Source organism: Streptomyces sulfonofaciens (genome assembly GCF_014656295.1).
Lineage (GTDB): Bacteria > Actinomycetota > Actinomycetes > Streptomycetales > Streptomycetaceae > Streptomyces > Streptomyces sulfonofaciens.
In genome coordinates, this window is record NZ_BNCD01000010.1 from 111138 (window position 1) to 136799 (window position 25662).

The window sequence follows — 25662 nt, forward strand, 5'->3', positions numbered from 1 at the left end:
TGCCCGCACCGCCCGGTGTGCCCGCACCGCCCGCACCGCCCGGTGCACCCGCACCGCCCGCACCGCTCGTACAGCCCGCACCGCGGCCGCCGCTCGGCTACCGCAGGACCACTCCCGTCCCCTCCCCCGCCGCCGGGCTTCCCGTTGCGTCCCCGGGGACCGCGAGCAGGCCCAGCTCCGCACCGGAGGCGAGCAGCGGGTGGGACGGCAGGATGCGGACCGTGTAGCCGAAGGGGCCCGTACGGTCGAGGGTCAGGGGGCCCTCGTAGGTCCAGCGGTCCTCCAGGTCGGGGCCCGAGGCCGGTTTGAGCGGGAAGGACGCCGCGTCGGTGATCCGGTCCTCGGTGTCCACCCGGCCGGTCACCGCCTGCACCTCGACGTCGTCGGGCGAGAGGTCGCCGAGGCGCACCCGCACCCGCAGGGCGTGGGTGGCACCCAGCTCCGCCGTGCTCGCGGCCACCGACGCCTCCACGTGGTCGACCGCCACCCGCGGCCAGGCCGCGCGCACCCGGGACTTCCAGGCCGCGAGCGAGCGGGCCGCCCCGGGGTCCAGGGCCCGGTGCGCATGGGCGGCCGGGGCGTAGAGCCGTGTCACGTACTCCCTGACCATGCGCCCTGCCAGCACCTTGGGACCCAGCCCGCCGAGGGTGCGGCGCACCATCTCGATCCAGCGGTCGGGCAGGCCGTCGGGACCGCGCTCGTAGAAGCGGGGTGCGATGCGCTGCTCCAGCAGGTCGTAGAGCGCGGCCGCCTCCAGGTCGTCGCGGCGCTCCTCGTCGAGCACGGCACGGCCCTGCCCGGCCTCGCCCGCCGGATGGCCCGCGGCGTCCCGGCCGTCCGCCGTCGGGATCGCCCAGCCGAAGTCGGCCTCGTACCACTCGTCCCACCAGCCGTCCAGGACGGAGAGGTTGAGGCAGCCGTTGAGCGCGGCCTTCATGCCGGAGGTGCCGCATGCCTCCAGGGGGCGCAGGGGATTGTTCAGCCAGACGTCGCAGCCCGGGTAGAGGCGCTGCGCCATCCGCATGCCGTAGTCCGGCAGGAAGACGATGCGATGCCGCACCCGGGGGTCGTCGGTGAACCGCACCAGCTCCTGGACCAGGCGCTTGCCGCCGTCGTCCGCGGGGTGCGCCTTGCCCGCCACCACGATCTGCACCGGGCGCTCGGGATGCAGCAGCAGCGCGGTGAGCCGCTCGCGGTCGCGCAGCATCAGGGTCAGGCGCTTGTAGGAGGGCACGCGGCGGGCGAAGCCGATCGTCAGGACGCCGGGATCCAGGACGGCGTCGATCCAGCCGAGTTCGGCCGGGGCGGCGCCGCGCTGGCGCCAGGAGGCGTGCAGCCGCGACCGCACCTCGGCCACGAGCTGGCCGCGCAGCTCGCCGCGGAGCTGCCAGAGGTCCTGGTCGGGGATGCCGGCGACGGTGTCCCAGCGGTCGGTGTCGCCGGCGCCGAGCATCGCCTCGGTGCACCGTTCGCCGGCCGCGCGGGCCGCCAGCCGCTGCACCTCGGGCGCCATCCAGGTGGGGGCGTGCACGCCGTTGGTGACCGCGGTGATGGGCACCTCGTCGGCGTCGAAGCCGGGCCACAGCCCCGCGAACATCTCACGGCTGACCCTGCCGTGCAGCAACGACACCCCGTTGGCGCGCTGGCCGAGTCTGAGCCCCATGACGGCCATGTTGAACCGGGCCTGGTCGCCACCCGGATAGGTCTCCCTGCCGAGCCTGAGGACCCGTTCGACGTCGACGTCCGGCAGCTCGGCGTCGGGGCCGAAGTGGCGGGCGACGAGATCGGCGTCGAAGCGGTCGATACCGGCCGGGACAGGAGTGTGGGTGGTGAAGACGGTGCCGGCGCGCACGGCCTCCAGGGCCGCGTCGAAGTCGAGGCCCTGCACGGCCAGCTCCCGGATGCGCTCCACGCCGAGGAAGCCCGCATGGCCCTCGTTGGTGTGGAAGACCTCCGGGTCCGGATGGCCGGTGATCCGGCAGTAGGCGCGCAGCGCGCGGACCCCTCCCATGCCGAGCAGCATCTCCTGGAGGAGCCGGTGCTCGCTGCCGCCGCCGTACAGCCGGTCGGTGACGTCGCGCTCGCGGGCGTCGTTCTCCTCGACGTCCGAGTCGAGCAGCAGCAGCGGCACCCTGCCGACCTGCGCCCGCCAGACGCGGGCCCGCAGCTCCCGGCCGCCGGGCAGGGCCAGCCGGACCTGGGTGGGGGTGCCGTCGTCCTCGCGGAGCGGGCTGAGCGGCAGCTCGTGCGGGTCGAGCACGGGGTAGTGCTCCTGCTGCCAGCCGTCGTGGGACAGGCTCTGGCGGAAGTAGCCGTGGCGGTAGAGGAGTCCTACGCCGATCAGGGGGGCGCCCAGGTCGCTGGCCGCCTTCAGATGGTCCCCGGCCAGGATGCCCAGGCCGCCGGAGTACTGCGGCAGCGCGGCCGTGATGCCGAACTCCGGCGAGAAGTAGGCGATGGCCGCGGGGAGGTCGCCGGTCTGCTGCTGGTACCAGCGGTCCCCTTCGAGGTAGTCGCCGAGGTCGGCCGCCGCGTCGGCGAGCCGCCGCAGGAACTGCTCGTCCGCGGCGAGGCGGGCGAGACGGGCGGGCGGCACGCTGCCGAGCAGCCGCACGGGGTCGCCGCCCGCGGCGGCCCAGCGGTCGGGGTCGAGTGCCGCGAAGAGCTCACGGGTCGGCGGGTGCCAGGACCAGCGGAGGTTGCGGGCGAGTCGGCTGAGCGGACGGAGAGGTTCGGGGAGAACGGGACGTACGGTGATCCGACGGATGGCCTTCACATATCCACCTTTGCAATCCATTACGGGCATCGCAATGGGACGCACCCGGGGAGTGCGGACCGTAACGGCGCACGGCTGGTCGCAACCACGGCGCACGGTGGGACGGGTGGGCCGGATGCGGGCGCCGCGTGCTGCCTTGCACGGGCGCGAACGACTGAACACCTGAATGCGCCCCCGAGGCGCCTGGGAAGGTTCCCCCGGTGCATGGAGCGCCAGGCGCACACCCCCAGTTGAGTGAACTGAGTGAACGCGGACAGGAGCGGCCATGCCCGCAGCCCGTCAGTCGTCGATCGCACCGATAAAAAGGTCAAAACAACCTTTTCCTCCGCCGGCTGCCGAGACCACCCCGTTCCGCCGCCCCTTCCTCCTGCTCCGTCCTGACCGCACCATCACCACCCGCACCGCTCGCACCACCCACACCCGCACCACCCTCACCGCTCGCGCCACCCGCACCGCCTGCACCATCCGCGGTGCCCGTACCACCCGCACCACCCGAACCGCCCGCTCCGCTGGACCACCAGGTGATGCCGTGAACTCGCTGATTGGCCGTATCCCCGTGCTGGACGTACACCCCTCCGTCGACTGTGGACGCAGGCCCGCCAAGTCGGTGGCGGGCGAGGCGTTCGACATCACGGCGACCGTCTTCCGCGAGGGCCACGAGGCGGTCGCCGCGAACGTGGTGCTGCGCGGCCCGAACGGACGCGGCACCCCCTGGATCCCGATGCGCGAGGCGGCGCCGGGCACCGACCGCTGGGTGGCCACGGTCGCGCCGGCGGTGGAGGGCCGCTGGAGCTACCTGGTGGAGGGCTGGTCGGACCCGGTCACCACCTGGCGGCGCACCGCCCGTGTCAAGGTGCCGGCCGGTATCGACACCGAGCTGGTCCTCGCGGAGGGCGCCGCGCTGTACGACCGGGCGGCGGGCGGAGTACCGAAGAGCAAGGGCCGCAGGGAGGTGGTGCTGGCCGCAGCCGACGCACTGCGCGACACCGCGCGCCCGGCCGCCGATCGGCTCGCCGCGGCGCTGGCTCCCGAGGTGGACCGGGTGCTGGCCCGCCATCCGCTGCGCGAGCTGGTGACGGCCTCCAAGCGCCTGCCGCTGCTGGTGGAGCGCCGGCGTGCGCTGTTCGGGTCGTGGTACGAGTTCTTCCCGCGCTCCGAAGGCGCGCGGGCCACCCCCGGCGCCACCGAGCCGAGTCGGGGCGGCACACCCGGCGCCACCGAGCCCGGCGGACCCCGCACACCCGGCGCCGCGGGTCCGGCCGACGGCGGGACGGCCACGAGGCACCCGGGGCGCGCCGCCGTCCGGACCCGGCTGACCAGCGGCACCTTCCGCACCGCGGCGGAGCGGCTGCCGGCGATCGCCGCCATGGGCTTCGACGTGGTCTACCTGCCGCCCATCCACCCCATCGGCACCACCTTCCGCAAGGGCCGTGACAACTCCCTGGCGGCCGGCCCCGACGACGTCGGCGTGCCCTGGGCGATCGGCTCGGCGGACGGCGGCCACGACGCGGTCCACCCGGACCTGGGCACCATCGACGACTTCGACGCGTTCGTGCGGCGGGCCGCGGGTCTGCGCCTGGAGGTCGCACTCGACCTGGCCCTGCAGTGCTCGCCCGACCACCCCTGGGTGCGGGAGCACCCCGAGTGGTTCCGGCACCGGCCGGACGGCAGCATCGCCCACGCGGAGAACCCGCCGAAGAAGTACCAGGACATCTATCCGCTCAGTTTCGACGAGGACATGCCGGGACTGGTCGCGGAGACCACCCGCATTCTGCGTTTCTGGATGGCGCACGGCGTGCGCATCTTCCGGGTGGACAATCCGCACACCAAACCCGTGGTGTTCTGGGAGCAGGTCATCGCGGACATCAACGGCACCGACCCGGACGTCATTTTCCTGGCGGAGGCATTCACCCGCCCCGCCATGCTGAGGACGCTGGCCGCCGTCGGATTCCAGCAGTCGTACACCTACTTCACCTGGCGGAATTCCAAGCGCGAGATCACCGAATACCTCACCGAACTCTCCGGCGAGACGGCCGCCTACCTGCGGCCCAACCTCTTCGTCAACACCCCGGACATCCTCCACGCCTACCTGCAGGAAGGCGGGCGGCCGGCGTTCGAGGTGCGGGCGGTGCTCGCGGCGACGCTCTCGCCGTCCTGGGGCGTGTACAGCGGCTTCGAATTGTGCGAGAACACTCCGCTGCGCACGGGCAGCGAAGAGTACCTGCATTCCGAGAAGTACGAACTGCGCCCGCGTGACTGGGACGCTGCGGAACGCGAGGGACGCACCATCGCACCCCTGATTGCGGCACTCAACCGCATCCGGCGCCGCAACCCCGCCCTGCAGCAGTTGCGGAACCTCCACTTCCACAAAACCGACGACAACTCCGTCATCGCTTACTCAAAAGCTGCCGCAGGCACCCGTGGCTCGAATACCGTTCTGGTGGTCGCAAACCTCGACCCCCACCACACCCACGAGACCACGGTGTCGTTGGACATGCCGCGGCTGGGGTTCGACTGGCACGAGCCCCTGCCGGTGCGCGACGAGCTCACCGGCGAGACCTATCACTGGGGCAGGGCCAACTACGTGCGTCTGGAGCCGAGCCGCGCTGCTGCGCACGTCTTCACCGTCCTGCGACCGTCCCCGCCGATCGGAGGGTCACCCACATCATGATCGTCAATGAACCCGTCCCGGACACCTTCGAGGACACTCCCGCAAAGGACCGGGACCCCGAGTGGTTCAAGCGTGCCGTCTTCTACGAAGTACTCGTCCGGTCCTTCCAGGACAGCAACGGCGACGGCATCGGCGACCTCAAGGGCATCACCGCCAAGCTCGACTACCTCCAGTGGCTGGGCGTGGACTGCCTCTGGCTGCCGCCGTTCTTCAAGTCGCCGCTGCGCGACGGCGGTTACGACGTGTCCGACTACACGTCCGTGCTGCCGGAGTTCGGCGACCTCGCCGACTTCGTGGAGTTCGTGGACGCGGCGCACCACCGCGGCATGCGGGTCGTCATCGACTTCGTGATGAACCACACCAGCGACCAGCACCCGTGGTTCCAGGAGTCCCGCACCGATCCGGAGGGACCCTACGGCGACTACTACGTCTGGGCGGACGACGACAAGAAGTACCAGGACGCCCGGATCATCTTCGTCGACACGGAGGCGTCCAACTGGACCTTCGACCCGGTGCGCAAGCAGTACTACTGGCACCGGTTCTTCTCCCACCAGCCGGACCTCAACTACGAGAACCCCGCGGTGCAGGAGGAGATCCTGGCCGCGCTGCGGTTCTGGCTGGACCTCGGCATCGACGGCTTCCGCCTCGACGCGGTGCCGTACCTGTACGCGGAGGAGGGCACCAACTGCGAGAACCTGCCCGCCACCCACGCCATGCTGAAGCGGGTGCGCGCCGAGATCGACGCGCACTATCCCGACACCGTGCTGCTGGCCGAGGCCAACCAGTGGCCCGAGGACGTCGTCGACTACTTCGGCGACTTCACGGGCGGCGGCGACGAGTGCCACATGGCCTTCCACTTCCCGGTGATGCCGCGGATCTTCATGGCGGTCAGGCGGGAGTCGCGCTACCCGGTCTCGGAGATCCTGGCCAAGACCCCGCAGATCCCCTCCGGCTGCCAGTGGGGCATCTTCCTGCGCAACCACGACGAGCTGACCCTCGAAATGGTCACCGACGAAGAGCGCGACTACATGTACGCGGAGTACGCCAAGGACCCGCGGATGCGCGCGAACATCGGCATCCGGCGGCGGCTCGCCCCGCTGCTCGACAACGACCGCAACCAGATCGAGCTGTTCACCGCCCTGCTCCTGTCCCTGCCCGGCTCGCCGATCCTCTACTACGGCGACGAGATCGGCATGGGCGACAACATCTGGCTGGGCGACAGGGACGCGGTGCGCACCCCGATGCAGTGGACGCCCGACCGCAACGCCGGCTTCTCGTCCAGTGACCCCGGCCGGCTCTACCTGCCGACCATCATGGACCCGGTCTACGGCTACCAGGTCACCAATGTCGAGGCGTCCATGTCCTCGCCGTCCTCGCTGCTGCACTGGACGCGCCGGATGATCGAGATCCGCAAGCAGAACCCCGCCTTCGGCCTGGGCAGCTACACGGAGCTGCCGTCCACCAACCCCGCCGTACTGGCCTTCCTGCGCGAGCACGGCGACGACCTGGTCCTGTGCGTGCACAACTTCTCGCGGTTCGCCCAGCCGACGGAGCTGGATCTGCGGGCCTTCGAGGGGCGCCACCCGGTGGAGCTGATCGGCGGGGTGCGGTTCCCCGCGATCGGCGAGTGGCCCTACCTGCTCACCCTGGCGGGCCACGGCTTCTACTGGTTCCGGCTGCGCAAGGACACCTCCACCGCGACGGCCGCGGTGGCCTCCCTGGGCACGGGCACGGGGGCGTCCACCACGGGCGCCACGGCCACGAGCGGTGCACAGGACCGGACGGGCACCGGCACCGCCACGGTCCCCTCCCCGGCCCCGGCCCCGGTCGCGGGCGGGACGACCGGCCACGGCGTCGGCGCTGCGGACGCCACCGCCCGGTCCGCCGCGTCCTGCTCCACCGCGTCCCCGGCCACCGGACCCGGCAGGTAGCGCCGGGCGCCCGGGCGGCCCCGGCCCACCGCCGTCCGCCCGGGCGCCACACCCCGCCGAGTCCGTAAGGACCACCCTGACCCGACACGTCCCGTACAGCCGCGCGGTGATCGCCGCATTCCGGGACACTGACGCGCAATTCGAGTGGTGCCTGGGGAAAGGACGAGACGCCATGTCGGAAGCCGCCACACATCCCGGCACGGCGTCCCTCGCCTGCCCCGAACTGCTCGTCTCGCTCGACGCGCTGCTGCGCGGCTGGCTGCCACGGCAGCGCTGGTTCGCCGGCAAGGGCCGGCCCGTCACCGGCTTCTCGCTGGTCTCCGCGACCGAGTTGCTGCCCGCCGCCCCGCCCAGCGCCCGGGACGTGGCAGCCGACACCGGTCCCGGTCTGCTGCACCTGCTGGTACGGGCCGAGCAGCCGGCTCTCGGCACCCGCGGGGGCCCCGCCCGGCCCGGCGACTGCTACCAGTTGCTGCTAGGCGTGCGCGAGGGCCTTCCGCCCGACCTGGCCCCCGCGCTGATCGGCGAGGTCGCCCAGGGTCCGCTGGCCGGCCGCACGGTCTACGAGGCGCTGTACGACCCGCGCCTCGCCGAGGTCCTGCTGGAGGCGTTGCGCAGGCGCGCACGCATCGGCGGACTGCGCTTCGAGCGCGACGCGGACGCCGAGATCGGCCGGGGCCTGGTGCCGCGGGTACTGGGCGCGGAGCAGTCCAACTCCTCGCTGGTCTACGGGGACAGGTTCATCCTCAAGCTGTTCCGGCGCATCGTGCCGGGCACCAACCCCGACCTGGAGCTGCCGCACGCCCTGGCCCGTACCGCCTGCCCGCGGGTGCCGCCGCCGGCCGCCTGGTTCGTGGCGGACGCACGGGGCACTGCCGGCGGGCAGGGCCCCGTGGGGGCGCGCGGCACGGCGGACACGCGCGGCACGGCGACCGCGCGGGGCACGGCCGCGTACCCCTCCGCCCCAACCGGCCCGGCCGGTCCGTCAGGCCCGTCAGGTCCGTCAGGTCCTTCAGGTCCTTCAGGTCCTTCCGCTGTGCCCGGGCCCGGTCCGCACGGGCCGCGGCCGGGCCCCGGCACGGACGGCCACCGGCGCGCGGGCCGGGGCTGCTGCCCACCGCCGGCCGCGGGCCGCCACGCGGCCGGGCCGGCCGAGGACGTCCTGGTGCTCGGTGTGCTCCAGCCCTTCCTCAAGGGCGCCGCGGACGGCTGGGAGCTGGCACTGAGCGAGCTGGCCAGGGGCGAGGACTTCCGCGCCGAGGCGCGGGCACTGGGCCGTGCCACGGCCGAGGTGCACACCGCCCTCGCCCGTGCGCTGCCGACGGTCACACTGGGCCGCCGCCAGATGGAGCGGCTCGCACGGGGCATGACGGACCGCCTGGACGCGGCGGTGCAGGCGGTGCCGGCGCTGCGACCCTACGCACCGGGGCTGCGGTCCGCCTATGACGCGCTGGCCACCCTGGGCACCCGGGGGGACCTCTGGTCGGCCCAGCGCGTGCACGGCGACCTGCACCTCGGGCAGTGCCTGCGGGCGCCGTCCGGCGAGTGGTCGCTGATCGACTTCGAGGGCGAGCCGGCGCGTCCGCTGGCGGAGCGCCGGATGCCGCAGCCGCCCGTGCGGGACATCGCCGGGATACTCCGCTCCTTCGACTACGCGGCCCGCTCGCACCGGCCCTGGGCGCCCGCCTGGGCACACGGCTGCCGCGGCGCGTACTGCACGGGCTACGCGGAGGTGTCGGGCCACGATCCCCGCGCGGACCCGGTACTGCTGCGGGCCTACGAGACGGACAAGGCGATCTACGAGGTGATGTACGAGGCGCGGCACCGTCCCGACTGGCTGCCCGTCCCGCTCGCCGCCATGCACCGCCTGGCCACCGCAGACGACCTGTGAGACCCGACGCCGACGACCTGTGAGACCCGACGCCCACCTCCCCCAGCGCCGTCCAGGCCCTGGGTGGCACCCCAAGGAGGCTCCCCCGTGACCCGCCCACGCTCCGGCCGGCCCTCGTCCCCCGGCAAGACCCCGGCTCCCGCGCAGCCGCCCGCCACCGCGTCCGTACCCGCCGCGACCCGCTCACCGGAGGACCCGCCAGGCAGGGGGGACACGGCGGTGGGGAACCCCGCGGGGGACCGGCAGCGGACGGCGGGGACGGTAAGGCGGACGGGGACCGCCGGACAGCGCACGGCCGCGGCCGCGGCCGGGAAGGGGACCGCCACCACCGGACAGCGCACGGCCACGACCGGCAGGCGGACCGCCACCACCAGGCAGACGGCAGCCACCACCACCGGGAAGGCCACCACCAGGAAGACGGCAGCCACCACCACCGGGAAGGCCACCACCGGGAAGGCCACCACCGGGAAGGCCACCACCGGGAAGGCATCCGGCCGCCGGGCGGCCTCGGCGGGCGGGCGCGGGGCGGGCCCCGGGGTCGGAGCGGCGCGTACCGAGGGGACGGCGCGCACCGGTGGGGCGAGCGCGGGCGGCACCGGCGGCGCGGGTGCGGGCGGCACCGGCGGCGCGGGTGCGGGTGGTCCGGGCCGGGCCCGGGCGGCCCGGACGCCGCGCGGGGCCGCCGGGCCGGTGGGCGCCCGGACGACCGCGGTACCGGACCCGGACCGGGAGCGGCTGCTCGCGGGGACGCACCACGACCCGCACGCCGTGCTGGGGGCGCACCTGGCCGGGGACGAGGTGGTGTTCCGCGCGCTGCGGCCCTGCGCGCGGGCGGTCACCGTGGTCGCCGGGGACGCGCGCACCGAGTTGCGGGACGACGGCGGCGGCTTCTTCTCCGGGACGCTGCCGCTGACCGCCGTCCCCGAGTACCGGCTGCTCGTCGCCTATCCCGGCACGGCGGCGGACACCGCGCAGGACGGCGGCCCGCGGACGGGCACGCCACCGGCACCGCGGGCGGACGCGGCGACCGGCACCGGCAGAGGCACCGGGACGGGTACCGGCACCGGCAGAGGCACCGGAACCGGCAGAGGCGCCGACACGAAGGCCGCCGGCGGCCCCCCTCCGGTCGCTCGCGCGGGGGCCGCCGACGGTACCGGGCCGGACGCCCGCACCCGGGCCGCCGCCGAGGCGCGCGTGCCGGACGTCGTGCACGAGACGGAGGACGCCTACCGCTTCCTGCCCTCACTGGGCGCGTTCGACCTGCACCTGATCAGCGAGGGCCGCCACGAGCAGCTCTGGCTGGCGCTGGGCGCCCGGCCCATGGTCCACCAGGGCGTGGCGGGCACCCGCTTCACCGTGTGGGCGCCGAACGCGCGCGGGGTGCGGGTGGTCGGCGGCTTCAACTACTGGGACGGCACCGGCTTCGCCATGCGCTCGCTCGGCTCCTGCGGCGTCTGGGAACTCTTCGTGCCGGGCGTCGGCGAGGGCGAGCTGTACAAGTTCGAGATCACACGCCCGGACGGCACCAGGACGCTGCGCGCGGACCCGCTCGCCCGCCGCACCGAGGCACCGCCCGCCACCGCGTCCGTCGTCTTCGCCTCGCACCACGAGTGGCACGACGACGCCTGGCTCGCGCGCCGCGCCCGCGGATCGGTGCACGAGGCACCGTTCTCCGTGTACGAGGTGCACCTGCCCTCCTGGCGCCCCGGGCTCTCCTACCGCCGGCTCGCCGAGCAACTGCCCGCCTACGTCTCCGACCTGGGCTTCACCCACGTCGAGTTCATGCCGGTCGCCGAACACCCGTTCGGTGGCTCGTGGGGGTACCAGGTCACCGGGTTCTACGCGCCGACGGCCCGGATGGGCACCCCGGACGACTTCAAGTTCCTCGTGGACGCGCTGCACCGGGCGGGCATCGGGGTGCTGATGGACTGGGTGCCCGCGCACTTCCCGCGAGACGAGTGGGCGCTGGCCGAGTTCGACGGCCGCCCGCTGTACGAGCACCAGGACCCGGTGCGGGCCGCGCATCCCGACTGGGGGACGCTGGAGTTCGACTACGGACGCCCCGAGGTGCGCAACTTCCTGGTGGCCAACGCGGTGTACTGGTGCGAGGAGTTCCACATCGACGGGCTGCGGGTGGACGCGGTGGCCTCCATGCTCTACCTGGACTACTCCCGCGGTCCCGGCCGCTGGACACCGAACGCGCACGGCGGCCGGGAGGACCTGGACGCCGTGGCGTTCCTCCAGGAGATGAACGCCACCGTGTACCGGCGCGTGCCCGGTGTGGTGACCATCGCGGAGGAGTCCACGGCCTGGGACGGCGTCACCCGCCCGACCCACCACACCGGCGCCGGCGGCGCGGGCGGCCTGGGCTTCGGACTGAAGTGGAACATGGGCTGGATGCACGACTCGCTCGGTTACCTGGCGCACGAACCCGTGCACCGCAAGTACCACCACCACGAGATGACGTTCTCCATGGTGTACGCGTACAGCGAGAACTACGTCCTGCCGATCTCGCACGACGAGGTGGTGCACGGCAAGCGCGCCCTCGTCTCGAAGATGCCCGGGGACTGGTGGCAGCAGCGCGCCAACCACCGCGCCTACCTGGGCTTCATGTGGGCCCATCCTGGCAAGCAGTTGCTCTTCATGGGGCAGGAGTTCGCGCAGGGCGCCGAGTGGTCGGAGGGGCACGGCCCCGACTGGTGGCTCCTGGACCCGTCCTACCCGGCGGAACCGGACCACCGCGGCGTACGGGACTTGGTCCGCGACCTGAACGCGGTCTACTGGGGCGAGCCGGCGCTGTGGCAGCGCGACAGCGACCCGGGAGGCTTCGCCTGGGTGCTGGGGGACGCGGCGGAGGACAACGTCTTCGCGTTCCTGCGGTTCGCCGCGAACGGCTCTCCGCTGCTGTCGGTCTGCAACTTCTCACCCGTGGTGCGGCACGCCTTCCGGCTCGGTGTGCCCGAGGCGGAGGCCGCCTGGCACGAGGTACTGAACACCGACGATCCCCGGTACGGCGGGAGCGGGGTGCGCAACACGGGCGTCCTGAAGGCGGAGCCGGTACCGGCCGGCGGCCGCCCGACGAGCCTGGCGCTGACGCTGCCGCCGCTGGCGACCCTCTGGCTACGCCCCGTGTAGGCAGGCCGGTGCAGGCGGGGCCCGTGCAGGCGGGGCCCGTGCAGGCGGCGCCCGGCGCACGGTGCGGGCGCCGCTCCTGCCCCGGTCCGCGGGCCGCTACGGGACTCCCCGCTCCCGGCCTGCGGGATCCGTACGTCTGGGTTTCCATGGAGACGACCGGTAATCGGCCAGGAGGCTCCCCGACGGCACACGCGATCGAGAGGACCACCCATGCCCACTGTGCAGACCCGTGACGGTGTGGAGATCTACTACAAGGACTGGGGAAGCGGGCGCCCGGTCGTCTTCTGCCACGGCTGGCCACTGAACGCGGACGCCTGGGACGACCAGATGAAGCACGTCGCCGACAACGGCTTCCGCGGCATCGCCCACGACCGCCGCGGTCACGGCCGTTCCGAGCAGCCCTGGGGCGGCTACGACTTCGACACGTTCGCCGACGACCTGAACGACCTGATCAACGCGCTCGACCTGCGGGACGTCACACTGGTCGCGCACTCCATGGGCGGCGGCGAGCTGGCCCGCTACATCGGCAGGCACGGCACCCAGCGGATCAGCCGGGCCGTCCTGCTGTCGGCGATCACGCCGCTGATGATCAAGACGGACGCCAACCCCGAGGGAGTGCCGGCGAAGGTCTTCGAGGACATCAAGAGCGGCATCGTCGGCGAGCGCTCGCAGTTCTGGCAGGACCTCTCGGAGTCCTTCTTCGGCGCCAACCGCCGCGGGAACCGGGTGACGGAGGGCAACCGGGACGCGTTCTGGCTCATGGCGATGCACGAGAGCATCGAGGCCGGCGTGAAGTGCGTGGACGCATTCGCGCGGACCGATTTCACGGAGGACCTGAAGAAATTCGGGGTACCGACGCTGGTGGTGCACGGCGACGACGACCAGATCGTGCCGATCGACGCCACGGGGCGGAAGTCGGTGCGGCTCATTCCCGATGCGACGCTGAAGGTGTACGAGGGGGCCTCGCACGGGCTGGCAATGGTCCCCGGCGACAAGGAGAAATTCAACAGGGACCTGCTGGAATTCCTCACGGGCTGACCGGTCCGCCCTTCGGCGGACCGCCCCGTGCGGCCCGGCGGCCGAGCACCGCCCCGGGCCCGTCCTCGAACACCGGGCGGGCCCGGGGCGGCGGCACGCCCGGTGGGCGCACGGGACCCCGCCGCGGCCCGCCCGGTGGGCCGCGGCGGTCCTACGGCGCGAGGCCGGCCGGCAGGTCACCCGTGTGGACGACGCCGAGCGCCTGGGTCGCCCGGGTCAGGGCGACGTACAGATCGCTCGTCCCGAAGGCACCGGGCTCCACCACGAGCACGCTGTCGAACTCCAGACCCTTCGCCTGCCGCGGATCCAGCAGGACCACCGCCCGCGTCAGATCGGGCTCCTGGCCGGCCGCGGCGCCGGCCACCCGCTCCGCGATCGCCGTGTGCAGCTCACGCGGCGCGATCACCGCGAGGCGGCCCTCCCGGGGCATCAGCTCCGCCACTCCGTCGGCCACGGCCGCCGCCAGTTGCTGCGCACCGGCCGCGCGGACCCACGGCCGCACCCCGGTCGCCCGCACCGAGCGGGGCGGCTCGAAGCCGGGGCGCTCCGCGCGGACCACCGCAGCGGCGAGGTCCATGATCTCCGCCGGGGTGCGGTAGTTCACGGCGAGCCTGGTGTGCTCCCAGCGGTCGGCGACGTACGGGGCGAGGATCGCGTCCCACGAGCCGACGCCGGCCTCCTCCGCGGTCTGCGCGGGATCGCCGACCAGCGTCATGGAGCGCGTCGGGCAGCGCCGCATCAGCAGCCGCCAGGCCATCGGCGACAGCTCCTGCGCCTCGTCGACGATGATGTGCCCGAACGCCCAGGTCCGGTCGGCCGCCGCCCGCTGCGCGGCGCTGCGGTGGTCGTCCTCGTCCTGCCGCTCGGCCATCCGCTCGGCGTCGATGATGTCGTGCGCGCCCAGCACCTCGGAATCGTCGTCGTGCTTGTCGTCGAACTCGTAGGTCCGCGACGCGTACGACACCTCCAGCACGCCCTGCGCGTACGCGACCTTCTCGCTGCGCTCACGCTCGGCGGCCGCGCGCGCCGCCCGGTCGTCCTCCCCCAGCAGCTCCGCCGCCTCGTCGAGCAGCGCCACGTCCGCCGGGGTCCACGCGCGGGTGGTGCGCCGGATCACGGCCGCGTCCTCGTCGCTGAGGTGGGTCGGCTCGGCGAGGAAGTCCGCGACGAGCCGCTGCGGGGTGAGCCTCGGCCAGAGGTGGTCGACGGCGGTCCACACCTCCGGATTCGCGGCCAGCTCGTCCCGGATCTGGGTGATGTCGCTGTCGTCCAGCAGATTGCTGCCGTCGTAGGGGTCGGTGCCGATCCGCTCGGCGAGCATGTCCGTGAGCGTGTTCAGGATGTGGCCCTCGAAGTGCTCCCGCGCGACGTTGTGCGGCAGCCGTGCCTCACGCGTACGGTCCCTGGCCACCCGGACCAGACCCGCGTCCAGCATCAGGACCTCGCGGTCGTGCTCGATGGCGATCACCGGGTCGGGCAGCGCCTGCCGGTCGGCCAGCACGGCCGCCAGCACGTCGGCCATCTCCGCGCGGCCCTTGACGGCGGCGGCACGCGGTGTGTCCCGGCCGGTGGCACGCACGCCCGGGTACAGCTCGCCCGGACTGGCCAGCAGCACACCCGTCTCGCCCAGCGACGGCAGCACCTCGCCGATGTAGCCGAGGAAGGCCGGGTTCGGGCCGACGATCAGCACGGCCCGCCGGGCCAGCAGCTCCCGGTGCTCGTAGAGCAGATAGGCGGCGCGGTGCAGCGCCACGGCCGTCTTGCCGGTGCCGGGACCGCCCTCGACGACCAGGACACCCCGGTGCGGGGCACGGATGATGCGGTCCTGGTCGGCCTGGATGGTCCGCACGATGTCACCCATACGGCCGGTGCGTGCGGTGTTCAGCGCGGCGAGCAGCACCGCGTCCCCCGTGCGGTCCTCGTGGCCGGTGCGCTCCCGGTCGGTCAGGTCGAGCAGCTCGTCGTGCAGCGCCGTGACCTCCCGGCCGTGGGTGGTGATGTGCCGGCGGCGGCGCAGGCCCATCGGCGTGTGGCCGGTGGCCAGGTAGAACGGGCGGGCGACCGGGGCGCGCCAGTCGACGAGGATCGGTGCGCGCTCACCCGTCCCGTCCGGGTGGTCCTCGCGCAGCCCGATCCGGCCGATGTGGTGGTCGCCGCCGTCGGCCAGGTCGATTCGGCCGAAGCAGAGCGAGCCGTCCACCGCGTTGAGCGCGGCCAGCAGCCCCGAGCGCTCGGCGACGTTGATGTCCCGCTCCAGACGGGCCTGCGCACCGGTGCCCACCGGTTCGAGTGCCTCCTGCACGGAGCCCTCCGCCCGGCTCCGCAGGGCGTCCACATGCTCATAGAGGCGGTCGATGAATTTCTGCTCGGCCAGCAATTCCTGGTCAGGAACATCGCCGTGCGATGCGTTTGACAATTCGACTCCCACCCCGATAGACTGCCGCTGTCAGCTTTTGATGAAGGCTTTTACTTGTGCAGGCCTTCCGACGGTGGGTCCGACCGGAGGACGAACCTCCGAGAACACGTCAGGAAGCAGACACGAAAACCCAATATACGCAGCGAAATCCCCCGGCTGTCAATTCGCCGGGGGATTTTTCGTGTGCATGCGAGCACAGAACTCGGCCGCCGCGCCGAGGTGGCCGCCCCGTGCGGCCGGCCGCCTCGAACGACATACGCGAAGGAGCCCGGTGGGCGTCCACGACACCCACCGGGCTCCGCCCCCGCCCCCCTCCCGGGCCGGGTGGACCCGACCGGCGGCCGGGTGCGCCCGCCCGGGACACCCGACCGCGAGCCCCGCCGCCCCTGGGCCACCGCCCGGGACCACAGCGCCTCGGCGCGGGTTACAGCACCTCGGCGAGGTCCTGCATCAGCCGCCGCTTGGGCCGCGCACCCACCATCGACTTCACTGGCCTGCCGTCCCGGAAGACCATCAGCGTCGGCGTCCCCATCACGCCGTACGCCACCGCCGTCGACGGATTCCTGTCCACGTCGAGCTGGACCACCTTCAACCGCTCGGCCTCCTCGCCCGCGATCTCGGCGAGCACAGGACCGAGCTGCCGGCACGGACCGCACCAGTCCGCCATGAACTCCACCAGTACCGGACGGTCCGCACCCACGACCTCGCTCTCGAAGTCGGCGTCCGTCACCTCAGGTACCCCTGCCGCCTTGATCACGGTTGTCGTCCTCCCAGTTCGCAACGGGGCTCCGGACCGTCCGGGGCCAGCGCATCGGCGGCCAGTGCGTCACGTGCCCGCTCCGCGTCGGCCAACTGCGCGCGCACCTGGGCGCGGACCGAGAGCAGGTCGGCGACCAGCCGGTCGAGTTCGTCGAGCTTGCGGCGGTACACGGCGAGCGACGCGGGACAGGAGTCCCCCGCCGGGTGGCCGGCTCGCAGGCACTCGACGAACGGCCGCGTCTCCTCCAGGTCGAAGCCGAAGTCGCGCAGTGTCCTGATCTGCTCAAGCAGCCGCAGGTCGGTCTCGTCGTACGTGCGGTAGCCGTTGGGGCCCCGCCGCGCGGGCAGCAGGCCTCGGGACTCGTAGTAGCGGAGCGTACGGGTGCTCGTGCCGGCCCGTCGTGCCAGTTCACCGATGCGCATGCCCCCGAACGTAAGCCTTGACGCGGGCGTCAAGGCAAGCGCCGGCGCCGCCCAGGCCCCGGACTCCTGCCCGCCCGCCGGACGGGCCCCGCACGGGGCTTCGCACAGGCCCGTGCCGCACGGGGAGTTCATCCCCTCTTCCGCTCCGCTCCCCGCCTCACGTGCGATGCGGCCGGACCCGCCGGGGTCCGCGACCGGGCCACCGGCCGCACCATCGCGGTCCCCCGGACCAGGCCCGCCTCGCGGACGGCTGTCCGCTCCGCGAGAACCGCACCGCCCACGAGCCGTCGCCCACCCGCTTCCGCCGCGGACGGCCGTCACCAGGACCGTGGCCGTCCCGCCCGCGGTCGACCGGAACACCGGGGGCGACACCGGCCGTTGGACCGCGGACCCCTGCCCGGGCTGCCGCTCAGATCCGGTCGGCGAGGTCGGCGACCGCCTGCGCGCAGCCCCAGGACAGGGTGATGCCCGCCCCTCCGTGTCCGTAGCAGGCGATGACGGGCAGGGCGTGGCCCGGCACATGCTCCAGGCGGATGGCGTCCCGGGCGGGGCGCAGGCCCACGGCACGGGAGAGGACGGGCCGGCCGGCCAGGGCGGGCACGAGGGCGCACACCCGGCGGAGGATCTCCCGCTCCGTCCCGGCATCCGGTGCGGTGTCCCAGGACCCGATCTCCCCCGTCCCTCCGCAGACGACCTCCCCGCGGCGGGGCACGACGTACGCGAGACCGCCGGGGTGGTCCTCGTCGGTGATCCATTCGGTGATCCCGGGATCGGGCAGGCGCAGGACCTGCCCGCGCACCGGATACACCGAGTCGTCGTCGAGGAGGTCCCCCGAGCGCATGCCCGCGGCGACGACGACCAGGTCGGTGCCGCCTGCCCGTCCTGCACCGCCCGCGAGGTCGTCGACGCGGCCGACCGTGCGGGTGGCGAACCGCACGCCGAGAGCGGCGCAGCGAGCGCGCAGCCAGGGCAGGTAGTGCGGCATGGAGATCACCGGCAGCACCGCCCGTACGCCCGCCACGGCCCCGGGGGGCAGTTCGTCCGCGGTCGCCTCGCGGTACTTGGGGACGGCCTCGGTCCACGAGCGGTCCGCGTCCGCGCTCCGTTCCACCACGGTGCCCGGCCGCAGGTCGACCCCGGTGCCGCGATCCGCGGCGAGCTGCTCGAAGCGCCTCCTGGCAGCCAGCAGCCACGGCACGAGGAACGGGGACGCGCCGCTGCGGTGCGGAAACCACAGGGCGGCGGCGACCCCGGACACGCTCGCCTCCGCGGTCCGGTCGGCGATCACCGTGACGCTGTGGCCGCGCAGGGCCAGTTCGTGGGCCGTGCTCAGACCCATGACACCCGCGCCCAGCACGCTGACACGCCCCGCCACCATGACGACACCGCCCCTCTCGTCCTCGATCCGGCAATGATCCGGCCTGGGCCCCGGTCCCCGCCAGAGGCCGCTGTGTCCGCCGTATCCGTCACGCGGTTTCCCGACGGCCCCCCGCCGTCCTCGCAGGGCCCGGGAACGGTACGCACACCACGCCGGTGCGGAACGCACGCGGGCCGGCAGCGCGTGAGCCGCACTCGTACCTCCCGCCCGGCAGCCCCCGGGCAGCCGGGCGGAAGCCGGGCTGTTGGCGGGCAACGGCATCCGGCGTTGTCATGACGCACGGTGAGGTATTAGGGTCACTCAGGTGACTGCCGGGTCGGCCATGGGCCATACACGAGTGGGGCACCCGGCCTCGGCGTGAGCCCGAGGCGGGCGAGAGCCCCGCCCTTCCTCCGCGTCCTCCCTCCCAGCGCCCCCACGCGGCGCTCCACAGCGGATCCAGGACCCGGAGACACATCCACACATGCCACAAGATCAGCAGCACCGGCAGAAGCCCGTATCGCCGGGCGCCGTCCAGCTCAACCACACCGCCGTCCACGCCACGGACCGCCACCTGTCGGCCGAGTTCATCGCAGCGGTCCTGGGGCTGGAGGTCGGCGCCCCCTTCGGGCCGTTCCTGCCCGTCGACCTGGCCAACGGGGTGACACTCGACTACTACGAGAAGCGCGACGAGCCGATCCAGTCGCAGCACTACGCGTTCCTCGTGCCCGACGACCGGTTCGACACCATGATCGCCCGACTGGAGGCGGTCGGGGTCACCTACCACGCCGATCCCGGCCACACCGAACCCGGCCGGATCAACCGCCTCTTCGGCGGTCGCGGCGCCTACTTCGACGACCCGGACGGCCACAACATGGAGATCATGACTCGGCCCTACGTCCGGCCGTAGCAGGCCGCCCGGCGCCGTCGGGTCCACGCGCCCTGTGACTCCCCGGCCCGCGCCGCGAGCCAACGCCCGGGTCGCCGAGCCGGTCGGGGAGTCATCGCGGGGATCGCAGCCGCCCAGCGAGAAGCCCCGCTGCCCACGCGCACCCGGCACCCACGCGCACCCGGCAGGCCCGGATCCGCCGACAGGGCGGGGCGGGGGCAGGGCCTTCGGCGGGGTTGGCGCCCCGCCGTCCCGCCGCGGCCCGCGGCCCCGGCCCGCGGACGGCGGGGACCGCCCCGTGGCGACGGCACCGGCCCCGCCGCCCCCGCCCCGGCCGATGACGCAGCCCCGAACCGCTATCGGGGGGCGGGCTCGTTCGACTGCGCAGGCACGGCCGTCTCCCCCGACGTCAGGCCCGCGGTGGACTCGTCGACGAGGGTCGTCTCGTCGAACGGCACCTCGCCCGCGAGTACCTGCTCGACCCGGGCCTTGTCGATCTCCTTGGTCCAGGTGCCGACCAGGACCGCGGCGACCGCGTTGCCCGCGAAGTTGGTGAGGGCGCGGGCCTCGCTCATGAAGCGGTCGACGCCGACGATCAGGCCGACGCCGTCCAGCAGCTCGGGCCGGTGCGACTGGAGGCCGCCGGCCAGGGTGGCCAGGCCCGCGCCGGTCACCCCCGCCGCACCCTTGGACGCGATCACCATGAACACCAGCAGCGATATCTGCTCGCCCGCGCTCAGCGGCTTGTCCATGGCGTTGGCGACGAACAGCGAGGCCATCGTCAGGTAGATCGCGGTGCCGTCCAGGTTGAACGAGTAACCGGTCGGCACGGTGATGCCGACCACCGGCCTGCTGATGCCGAGGTGCTCCATCTTCGCGATCAGCCGCGGCAGCGCCGACTCGGAGGACGACGTGGACAGGATCAGCAGGAACTCGCGCGCCAGATAGCTCAGCAGCCTGAAGATGCTGACTCCCGCGATCAGGCGCAGCAGGGAGCCGAGCACGACGAAGACGAACACGATGCAGGTGATGTAGAAGCCGATCATGATCACGGCGAGTGACTTCAGCGCGGCGACGCCGGTCTCGCCGACCACCGCCGCCATGGCGCCGAACGCACCCACCGGCGCGACCCACATGATCATCGACAGCACGCGGAAGACCAGCCGCTGGATGTGCGCGATACCGGTGAGCACCGGCTGGCCCGCGCTGCCGAGGGCCTGGAGCGCGAAGCCGACCAGCAGCGCCACGAGCAGCGTCTGCAGCACCTCGCCCTCGGTGAACGCGGACAGCAGGCTGGTCGGGATGATGCCGAGCAGGAAGTCCGTGGTGGACGACGAGGCGCCCTCGGCCTGTGCGGCGCCCGCGTGCCGGGCCGCCTCGGTCAGGTGCAGGCCGCTGCCCGGCTCCAGGATGTTGCCGACGACCAGGCCGAGCGCGAGGGCCACCGTCGACATCACCAGGAAGTAGACCAGTGCGAGGCCGCCCACCGCACCGACCTTGGACGCCTTGCGCACCGAGCCGACGCCCAGCACGATCGTGCAGAAGATGATCGGCGAGATCATCATCGTGATCAGGTTCACGAATCCGGTGCCGAGCGGCTTCAGTTCGACGGCGAAGTCGGGTGCGGCGAAGCCGACCACGATGCCGAGCACCACCGCGACGACAACGGTGAGGTAGAGGTAGTGCGTTCTGTCCCGCTTGGCGGCCGGTGCCACCTGAGGAGCTGTCACGGGGGTGCCTCCTTGACGACTGTCCGGTGACTATCCCCCAGGGCGTGGGGACGGTCACGCTTCCGTTCATTTAGTTCATGCTCGAAGGATTGTGGCCCTCTCGCGCCGGCCCGGTCGCAACTGCCCTGCGGCCGATAACAACTTGACACGGCGCGCCCTCGTGTCGACGCACGACCATTGACCCTGCTCACGACCGCCGCTTACGTTCACCGGGCAGCCACCGCCACGCCCGTGGCGACCCGGCCAGTTCCGGCCACGCAGGAGGTTGTGCCCGTGCGCCCCACCGCTCGCTCCGCCACAGTCGCCCTTGCCGCACTGCTCGCCGCCGGCTCCCTCGCCGCCTGCGGCGGGAGTTCAGGCAGCGATCCCGACACCGTCAAGATCGCGTACGAACGCAGCACCGACAACAAGGTCCGCTTCATGGACCAGTTCCTGGAGCAGATGAAGAAGGAGTTCGAGAAGGAACATCCGGGCAAGAAGGTCGACCTCATCCCGATCCAGGCGTCGCAGAACGACTACGCCACCAAGGCGCAGCAGATGATGCGCTCGCCCAAGACCGCGCCCGACCTGGTCTACGAGGACACCTTCCGGATCAACTCGGACATCGAGGCGGGCTATCTGAAGCCGCTGGACGGCTACATCGCCAAGTGGAGCACCTGGGACCAGTTCCTGCCCACCGCCAAGGCGGCGGCGAAGGCGCAGGACGGCAAGACGTACGGCGTCCCGGACGGCACCGACACCCGCGGCCTGTGGTTCAACAAGAAGATCTTCGCCAAGGCCGGGCTGCCCGCGAACTGGCAGCCGAAGACCTGGGACGACATCCTCGCCGCGGCCCGCACCATCAAGAAGAAGGTCCCCGGTGTCATCCCGCTGAACGTGTTCACGGGCAAGGCACCCGGCGAGGTCTCGGTGATGCAGGGCTTCGAGATGCTGCTGTACGGCACCGGCGACGGCCGGAACCCGATGTACGACCCGGCGTCCAAGAAGTGGGTGACGGGCAGCAAGGGCTTCAGGGACGCCCTTCAGTTCGTGAGGACGGTGTACGGCGAGAAGCTCGGCCCGGACGTCTCGGACGCGCTGGACCCCAACGTCAACACCACCTCCGCCAACGAGTGGCTGCCGGAGGGCAAGCTCGCCATCTCGCTGGACGGCTCCTGGCTGGGCCAGTTCTGGATCAGCAACGGGTCGCACGAGTGGCCGGCCTGGAAGACGGACCTCGGCCAGGCGGCGATGCCCACCCAGCACGGGCAGGCGCCCGGGAAGGTCTCCATGTCCGGCGGCTGGGCCTGGTCGATCCCGCAGAAGGCCGGCAACCCGGACCTCGCCTTCGACTTCGTCAAGACCATGCAGAAGCCGGCGAACGCGGCGCACTGGGACATCGTCGACGCGCAGATCGCGGTCCGCAAGGACGTCGCCGCCAACCAGGAGTACCTGCACTCGATGCCCGGCATCGACTTCTTCACGCAACTGGTGAAGTACACGCACTACCGTCCCGCGCTGCCGGTCTACCCGCAGGTCTCGTCCGCGATCGGCGACGCCATGGAGTCGGTCACCACGGGCGACGCCTCTCCGTTGGCCGCGGCGAAGACCTATGACGGCCAGTTGCGGGACATCGCCCAGGGCGCCGTGGTGACGAAGTGAGCGCCGTCGAGGCGGCGGGGCCCGCGGCCGCGTGCCGCGGCGGCGCCCCGCCGCCCCCGCCCGGCGGGCGCCGGGCCCGCGGGGCGGGGCCGCTGCGCTGGCTGCCCGTCGTCCCGGCGACCGTGCTGCTCCTGCTGTTCCTCGCGGGGCCGATCGTCTACTGCGTCTACACGGCGTTCACCGACATGCAGCTCACCGGGTCGTCGCACACGGACTTCGTCGGCCTCGACAACTTCCGGCGGGCGTTCACCGACCCGGAGTTCCGCAACGCGGTGTGGCTGACGCTGGTCTTCACCGTCATCTCCTCGATCGTCGGGCAGAACACGCTCGGACTCGTGCTCGCGGGTCTGATGCGGCAGGCGGCGAAGTGGGTGCGCACGCTCACCGGTTCGTTGGTGATCACGGCCTGGGTGCTCCCGGAGATCGTCGCCGCGTTCCTGCTGTACGCGTTCTTCCGCCGCGAGGGGACCCTGAACGCCATCCTTCACTGGCTCCATCTGCCGTCCCAGAACTGGCTGTTCACGCTGCCGATCCTCGCGGTGTCCTTCGCCAACGTCTGGCGCGGCACCGCCTTCTCGATGCTGATCTACTCGGCGGCGCTCTCCGAGGTGCCGAAGGAGATCACCGAGGCCGCCGAGGTCGACGGTGCGAGCGGCTGGCGGCGGGTGTGGCACGTGACGCTGCCGATGATCAGCAGGTCCATCGGCACCAATCTGATGCTGAACACCCTCCAGACGCTGTCCGTGTTCGGCCTGATCTGGGCCATGACCCGAGGCGGCCCCGGAAACCGGTCCACGACCCTGCCGGTGATGATGTACGACCAGGCGTTCAACAAGAGCCTGATCGGCTACGGCACGGCGATCGCGCTGCTGTTGCTGCTGGTGGGGGCGCTGTTCTCGCTGGTGTACCTGCGTCTTGTACGAACGGAGGTGTGAGGGCCGGTGTCCCTGCCGTCCTTGCTGCGGGTGCCGGTGCTGCGGCGCCCGACGCGTGCCAGGATCGCCGCGAGCGCCGCGCTGCTGGTGGCCGCGGTGGCCTTCGCGCTGCCGCTGGTCTGGCTGGTCCTCTCGTCCATCGACTCCCAGGCCGACCTGCGGGTCAAGCTGCCGTCGTCGCCGTCGTTCGGGAACTTCTCGGCGGTGCTGACGGACGAGATCACCTTCACCCCGATGCTCAACAGCCTGGTGCTGTGCGGCAGCGCGACCCTGCTGACGGTGGTGTGCGCGGCGCTGGCCGCGTACCCGCTGTCCCGCTACCGCGGCCGCTTCTCGCGCCCCTACCTGCTGACGATCCTCTTCTCCACCTGCCTGCCGATCACGGCGGTGATGGTGCCGGTCTACGGCCTCTTCGTGCAGGTGAACCTGATCGACACCATGTCGGGTACGGCGCTGTTCCTGGCCGCCTCCCAACTGCCGTTCGCCATCTGGCTGATGAAGAACTTCATGGACGGTGTGCCGCTGGTCCTGGAGGAGGCCGCCTGGACGGACGGCGCTTCCGGCCTGCAGACGCTGGTCCGGGTGGTGCTGCCGCTGATGGGCCCCGGGCTGACCGTGGTGACGATCTACAGCTTCATCATGATGTGGGGCAACTTCTTCGTCCCCTTCATGCTGCTGCTCACCCCGGACCAGCTACCCGCCTCGGTCTCGATCTTCACGTTCTTCGGCAACCGCGGCCAGGTGATCTACGGTCAGCTCGCGGCGTTCTCGATGCTGTACTCCGTGCCGGTGATCCTGCTGTACGCGCTGATCGCCCGGCGGCTCGGCGGCGGCTTCGCGCTCGGCGGCGCCGTCAAGGGCTGACGGTCGGCCTCCGTGACGCGGTGCCCGCCACGTACGGGAGGAAGGTCTCCCACGCCGCGGCGGTGAGGCTGAGGCGGGGGCCTTCCCTGTCCTTCGAGTCCCGGACGTGCACGGCGGTGGGGCAGGTGGCTATCTCCACGCAGTCGCCCTCGCTGCCGCTGCTGTAGGTGGACTTGTGCCAGGTGAGGGCGACCTCTACGCAGTCGCCGTCGCTGCCGCTGCTGTACGTGGACTTGTGCCAGTCGAGGGCGACCTCTACGCAGTCGCCGTCTCCGCTGCTGCTGTAGGTGGACTTGAACCACTTACGTCCGGTGCTGCTCACAGCTCTCCCTTCATCTGTTCCAGTAGGCGCACCGAATCATCCAAGGTGAGGGCTTGTGAGCGCATCCTGGCGTATCGCTTCTGAAGCACGCTGATCTCCTTGGAGTCAGAGATGAGGAGGCCGCCGCGCTGTGCCTCGTTGTAAGCGAACCACTGGTGGTCGGGAGTCTCCAGCAACTGCATGGGGCCTCCTAGCCCAGCATGCGCTTTCCTGCTCACGGGCATGATCTGGATTTCGACGTTCCGCAACTCGGCGACCTCCAGAAGGTGCCCGATAGCCCCCCGCGTCACTTCCCGTCCGCCCAGGCCCCGCAAGAGCAGGTGCTCTTCGAGGATAAAACTGTATGACGTGTTCGGGTGCTCTCGGAGAAGCCTTTGCCGTTCCAACCGAGCTGCGAGCTGGAGCTCGATCTGATCGTCGTCCAACGGCGGAACAGCATTCACGAACAGTGTCCGCGCGTACTCCTCGGTCTGCAACAACCCAGGGATCAACCGGCACTCGTATGTACATAGGCAGATCGCGTCTGCCTCCAAGTGTGCCCAACGCCGAAACCACACTGCCAACCCAGGCTTCCGGGAAAGATGACGCGCCGCCCTCCGCAACGCCCCCGTGTCCCCCAACACCCCCTCCGCCGCCTCGACGAAGTCGGCATCCGGCATCCGTCGCCCCTGCTCGACGGATGCCACCGTGTGCTTGGAGAACCGCACCAGTTCGCCGAACTCCTCACGGCTGAGCCCCGCGTGCTCACGCAGGCCCTGGACCACCGCCCCGAACGTCCGCAGGCTGTCCGACGGCTCCGGCTCCCCGCACCCCGGACCGCTCGCCGCACCCGTCTCCTCGGCCGTCACCGATATTCCCTCCCCTGCCGGCAGCACGACATCCCG

16 protein-coding genes and 1 pseudogene are annotated in these 25662 nt (G+C 72.1%); 9 read left to right on the top strand and 8 right to left on the bottom strand.

The window, feature by feature from the left end; genetic code table 11:
- Positions 1-97 precede the first annotated feature (97 nt).
- Complete coding sequence (gene glgP, locus IE313_RS17775; RefSeq protein WP_189933294.1) at positions 98-2776, bottom strand: alpha-glucan family phosphorylase; 2679 nt, start codon at positions 2774-2776, stop codon at positions 98-100.
- A 529-nt stretch (positions 2777-3305) separates the two neighbouring features.
- Here glgP and IE313_RS17780 point away from each other — a divergent pair.
- From IE313_RS17780 to IE313_RS17805, 5 genes and pseudogenes are all read left to right on the top strand, one after another.
- A complete protein-coding gene (locus IE313_RS17780; RefSeq protein WP_229924729.1) occupies positions 3306-5447 on the top strand; it encodes an alpha-1,4-glucan--maltose-1-phosphate maltosyltransferase in 2142 nt (713 codons plus the stop codon).
- A pseudogene (gene treS / locus IE313_RS17785) lies at positions 5444-7147 on the top strand (maltose alpha-D-glucosyltransferase); the annotation flags it as partial. The gene IE313_RS17780 and the pseudogene treS, both read left to right, overlap by 4 nt.
- A 403-nt stretch (positions 7148-7550) precedes the next feature.
- Positions 7551-9269: a maltokinase N-terminal cap-like domain-containing protein gene (locus tag IE313_RS35265; protein ID WP_229924730.1), complete on the top strand. Its 1719-nt coding sequence runs from the start codon at positions 7551-7553 to the stop codon at positions 9267-9269.
- Positions 9270-9356: 87 nt separating this feature from the next.
- Entirely contained in the window at positions 9357-12404 is a 3048-nt protein-coding gene (glgB, locus tag IE313_RS35270) for a 1,4-alpha-glucan branching enzyme (RefSeq protein WP_229924731.1), read from the top strand.
- A 210-nt stretch (positions 12405-12614) separates the two neighbouring features.
- Entirely contained in the window at positions 12615-13442 is an 828-nt protein-coding gene (locus IE313_RS17805) for an alpha/beta fold hydrolase (RefSeq protein WP_189933296.1), read from the top strand.
- 151 nt (positions 13443-13593) lie between these two features.
- Here the strand turns inward: IE313_RS17805 and IE313_RS17810 are convergent, their stop codons facing one another.
- The 4 genes from IE313_RS17810 to IE313_RS17825 form a co-directional block, all read right to left on the bottom strand.
- On the bottom strand, positions 13594-15819 hold the full coding sequence (locus tag IE313_RS17810; protein ID WP_189933563.1) for a HelD family protein: 2226 nt from the start codon (positions 15817-15819) through the stop codon (positions 13594-13596).
- 463 nt (positions 15820-16282) lie between these two features.
- Positions 16283-16615 carry a thioredoxin gene (gene trxA, locus IE313_RS17815; protein WP_189933298.1) on the bottom strand — a complete coding sequence of 111 codons (333 nt, stop codon included), beginning with the start codon at positions 16613-16615 and terminating at the stop codon, positions 16283-16285.
- Positions 16612-17040 carry a MerR family transcriptional regulator gene (locus IE313_RS17820; RefSeq protein ID WP_189933300.1) on the bottom strand — a complete coding sequence of 143 codons (429 nt, stop codon included), beginning with the start codon at positions 17038-17040 and terminating at the stop codon, positions 16612-16614. The genes trxA and IE313_RS17820 overlap by 4 nt, the downstream gene beginning before the upstream one ends.
- A 409-nt stretch (positions 17041-17449) precedes the next feature.
- Positions 17450-18418 carry an FAD-dependent oxidoreductase gene (locus IE313_RS17825; RefSeq protein ID WP_189933303.1) on the bottom strand — a complete coding sequence of 323 codons (969 nt, stop codon included), beginning with the start codon at positions 18416-18418 and terminating at the stop codon, positions 17450-17452.
- Positions 18419-18881: 463 nt separating this feature from the next.
- On the opposite strand from IE313_RS17825, the gene IE313_RS17830 reads away from it, so the two are divergent.
- Positions 18882-19307 carry a VOC family protein gene (locus tag IE313_RS17830; protein ID WP_189933304.1) on the top strand — a complete coding sequence of 142 codons (426 nt, stop codon included), beginning with the start codon at positions 18882-18884 and terminating at the stop codon, positions 19305-19307.
- A 335-nt stretch (positions 19308-19642) separates the two neighbouring features.
- On the opposite strand, the gene IE313_RS17835 is transcribed toward IE313_RS17830, so the two are convergent.
- Positions 19643-21016, bottom strand: a complete 1374-nt coding sequence (locus IE313_RS17835; RefSeq protein WP_229924732.1) for a cation:dicarboxylate symporter family transporter — start codon at positions 21014-21016, stop codon at positions 19643-19645.
- Between the two features lie 267 nt (positions 21017-21283).
- Between IE313_RS17835 and IE313_RS17840 the strand changes: the two genes are divergently transcribed.
- The 3 genes from IE313_RS17840 to IE313_RS17850 are packed head-to-tail and all read left to right on the top strand — an operon-like array spanning position 21284 to position 24456.
- The gene (locus IE313_RS17840; protein WP_373317020.1) at positions 21284-22657 is read left to right on the top strand and encodes an ABC transporter substrate-binding protein; all 1374 of its coding nucleotides are present in this window, start codon (positions 21284-21286) and stop codon (positions 22655-22657) included.
- Positions 22654-23592 (top strand): carbohydrate ABC transporter permease, encoded by a 939-nt coding sequence (locus tag IE313_RS17845; RefSeq protein ID WP_189933308.1) that lies wholly within the window; start codon positions 22654-22656, stop codon positions 23590-23592. Before IE313_RS17840 ends, IE313_RS17845 begins: the two co-directional genes overlap by 4 nt.
- Positions 23593-23598: 6 nt before the next feature.
- On the top strand, positions 23599-24456 hold the full coding sequence (locus IE313_RS17850) for a carbohydrate ABC transporter permease (RefSeq protein WP_229924733.1): 858 nt from the start codon (positions 23599-23601) through the stop codon (positions 24454-24456).
- Here IE313_RS17850 and IE313_RS17855 read toward each other — a convergent pair.
- Positions 24446-24778: a DUF397 domain-containing protein gene (locus IE313_RS17855; RefSeq protein ID WP_189933310.1), complete on the bottom strand. Its 333-nt coding sequence runs from the start codon at positions 24776-24778 to the stop codon at positions 24446-24448. The two genes, IE313_RS17850 and IE313_RS17855, sit on opposite strands and share 11 nt — an antisense overlap.
- Positions 24775-25626 (bottom strand): helix-turn-helix domain-containing protein, encoded by an 852-nt coding sequence (locus IE313_RS17860; RefSeq protein WP_189933312.1) that lies wholly within the window; start codon positions 25624-25626, stop codon positions 24775-24777. Before IE313_RS17860 ends, IE313_RS17855 begins: the two co-directional genes overlap by 4 nt.
- Positions 25627-25662 lie beyond the last annotated feature (36 nt).

Coding starts and splice junctions, on each gene's coding strand:
- IE313_RS35265 (WP_229924730.1), top strand. CDS start 7,551: ATGTCGGAAGCCGCCACACATCCCGGCACGGCGTCCCTCGCCTGCCCC.
- IE313_RS17825 (WP_189933303.1), bottom strand. CDS start 18,418: ATGGTGGCGGGGCGTGTCAGCGTGCTGGGCGCGGGTGTCATGGGTCTG.
- IE313_RS17820 (WP_189933300.1), bottom strand. CDS start 17,040: ATGCGCATCGGTGAACTGGCACGACGGGCCGGCACGAGCACCCGTACG.
- IE313_RS17830 (WP_189933304.1), top strand. CDS start 18,882: ATGCCACAAGATCAGCAGCACCGGCAGAAGCCCGTATCGCCGGGCGCC.
- IE313_RS17805 (WP_189933296.1), top strand. CDS start 12,615: ATGCCCACTGTGCAGACCCGTGACGGTGTGGAGATCTACTACAAGGAC.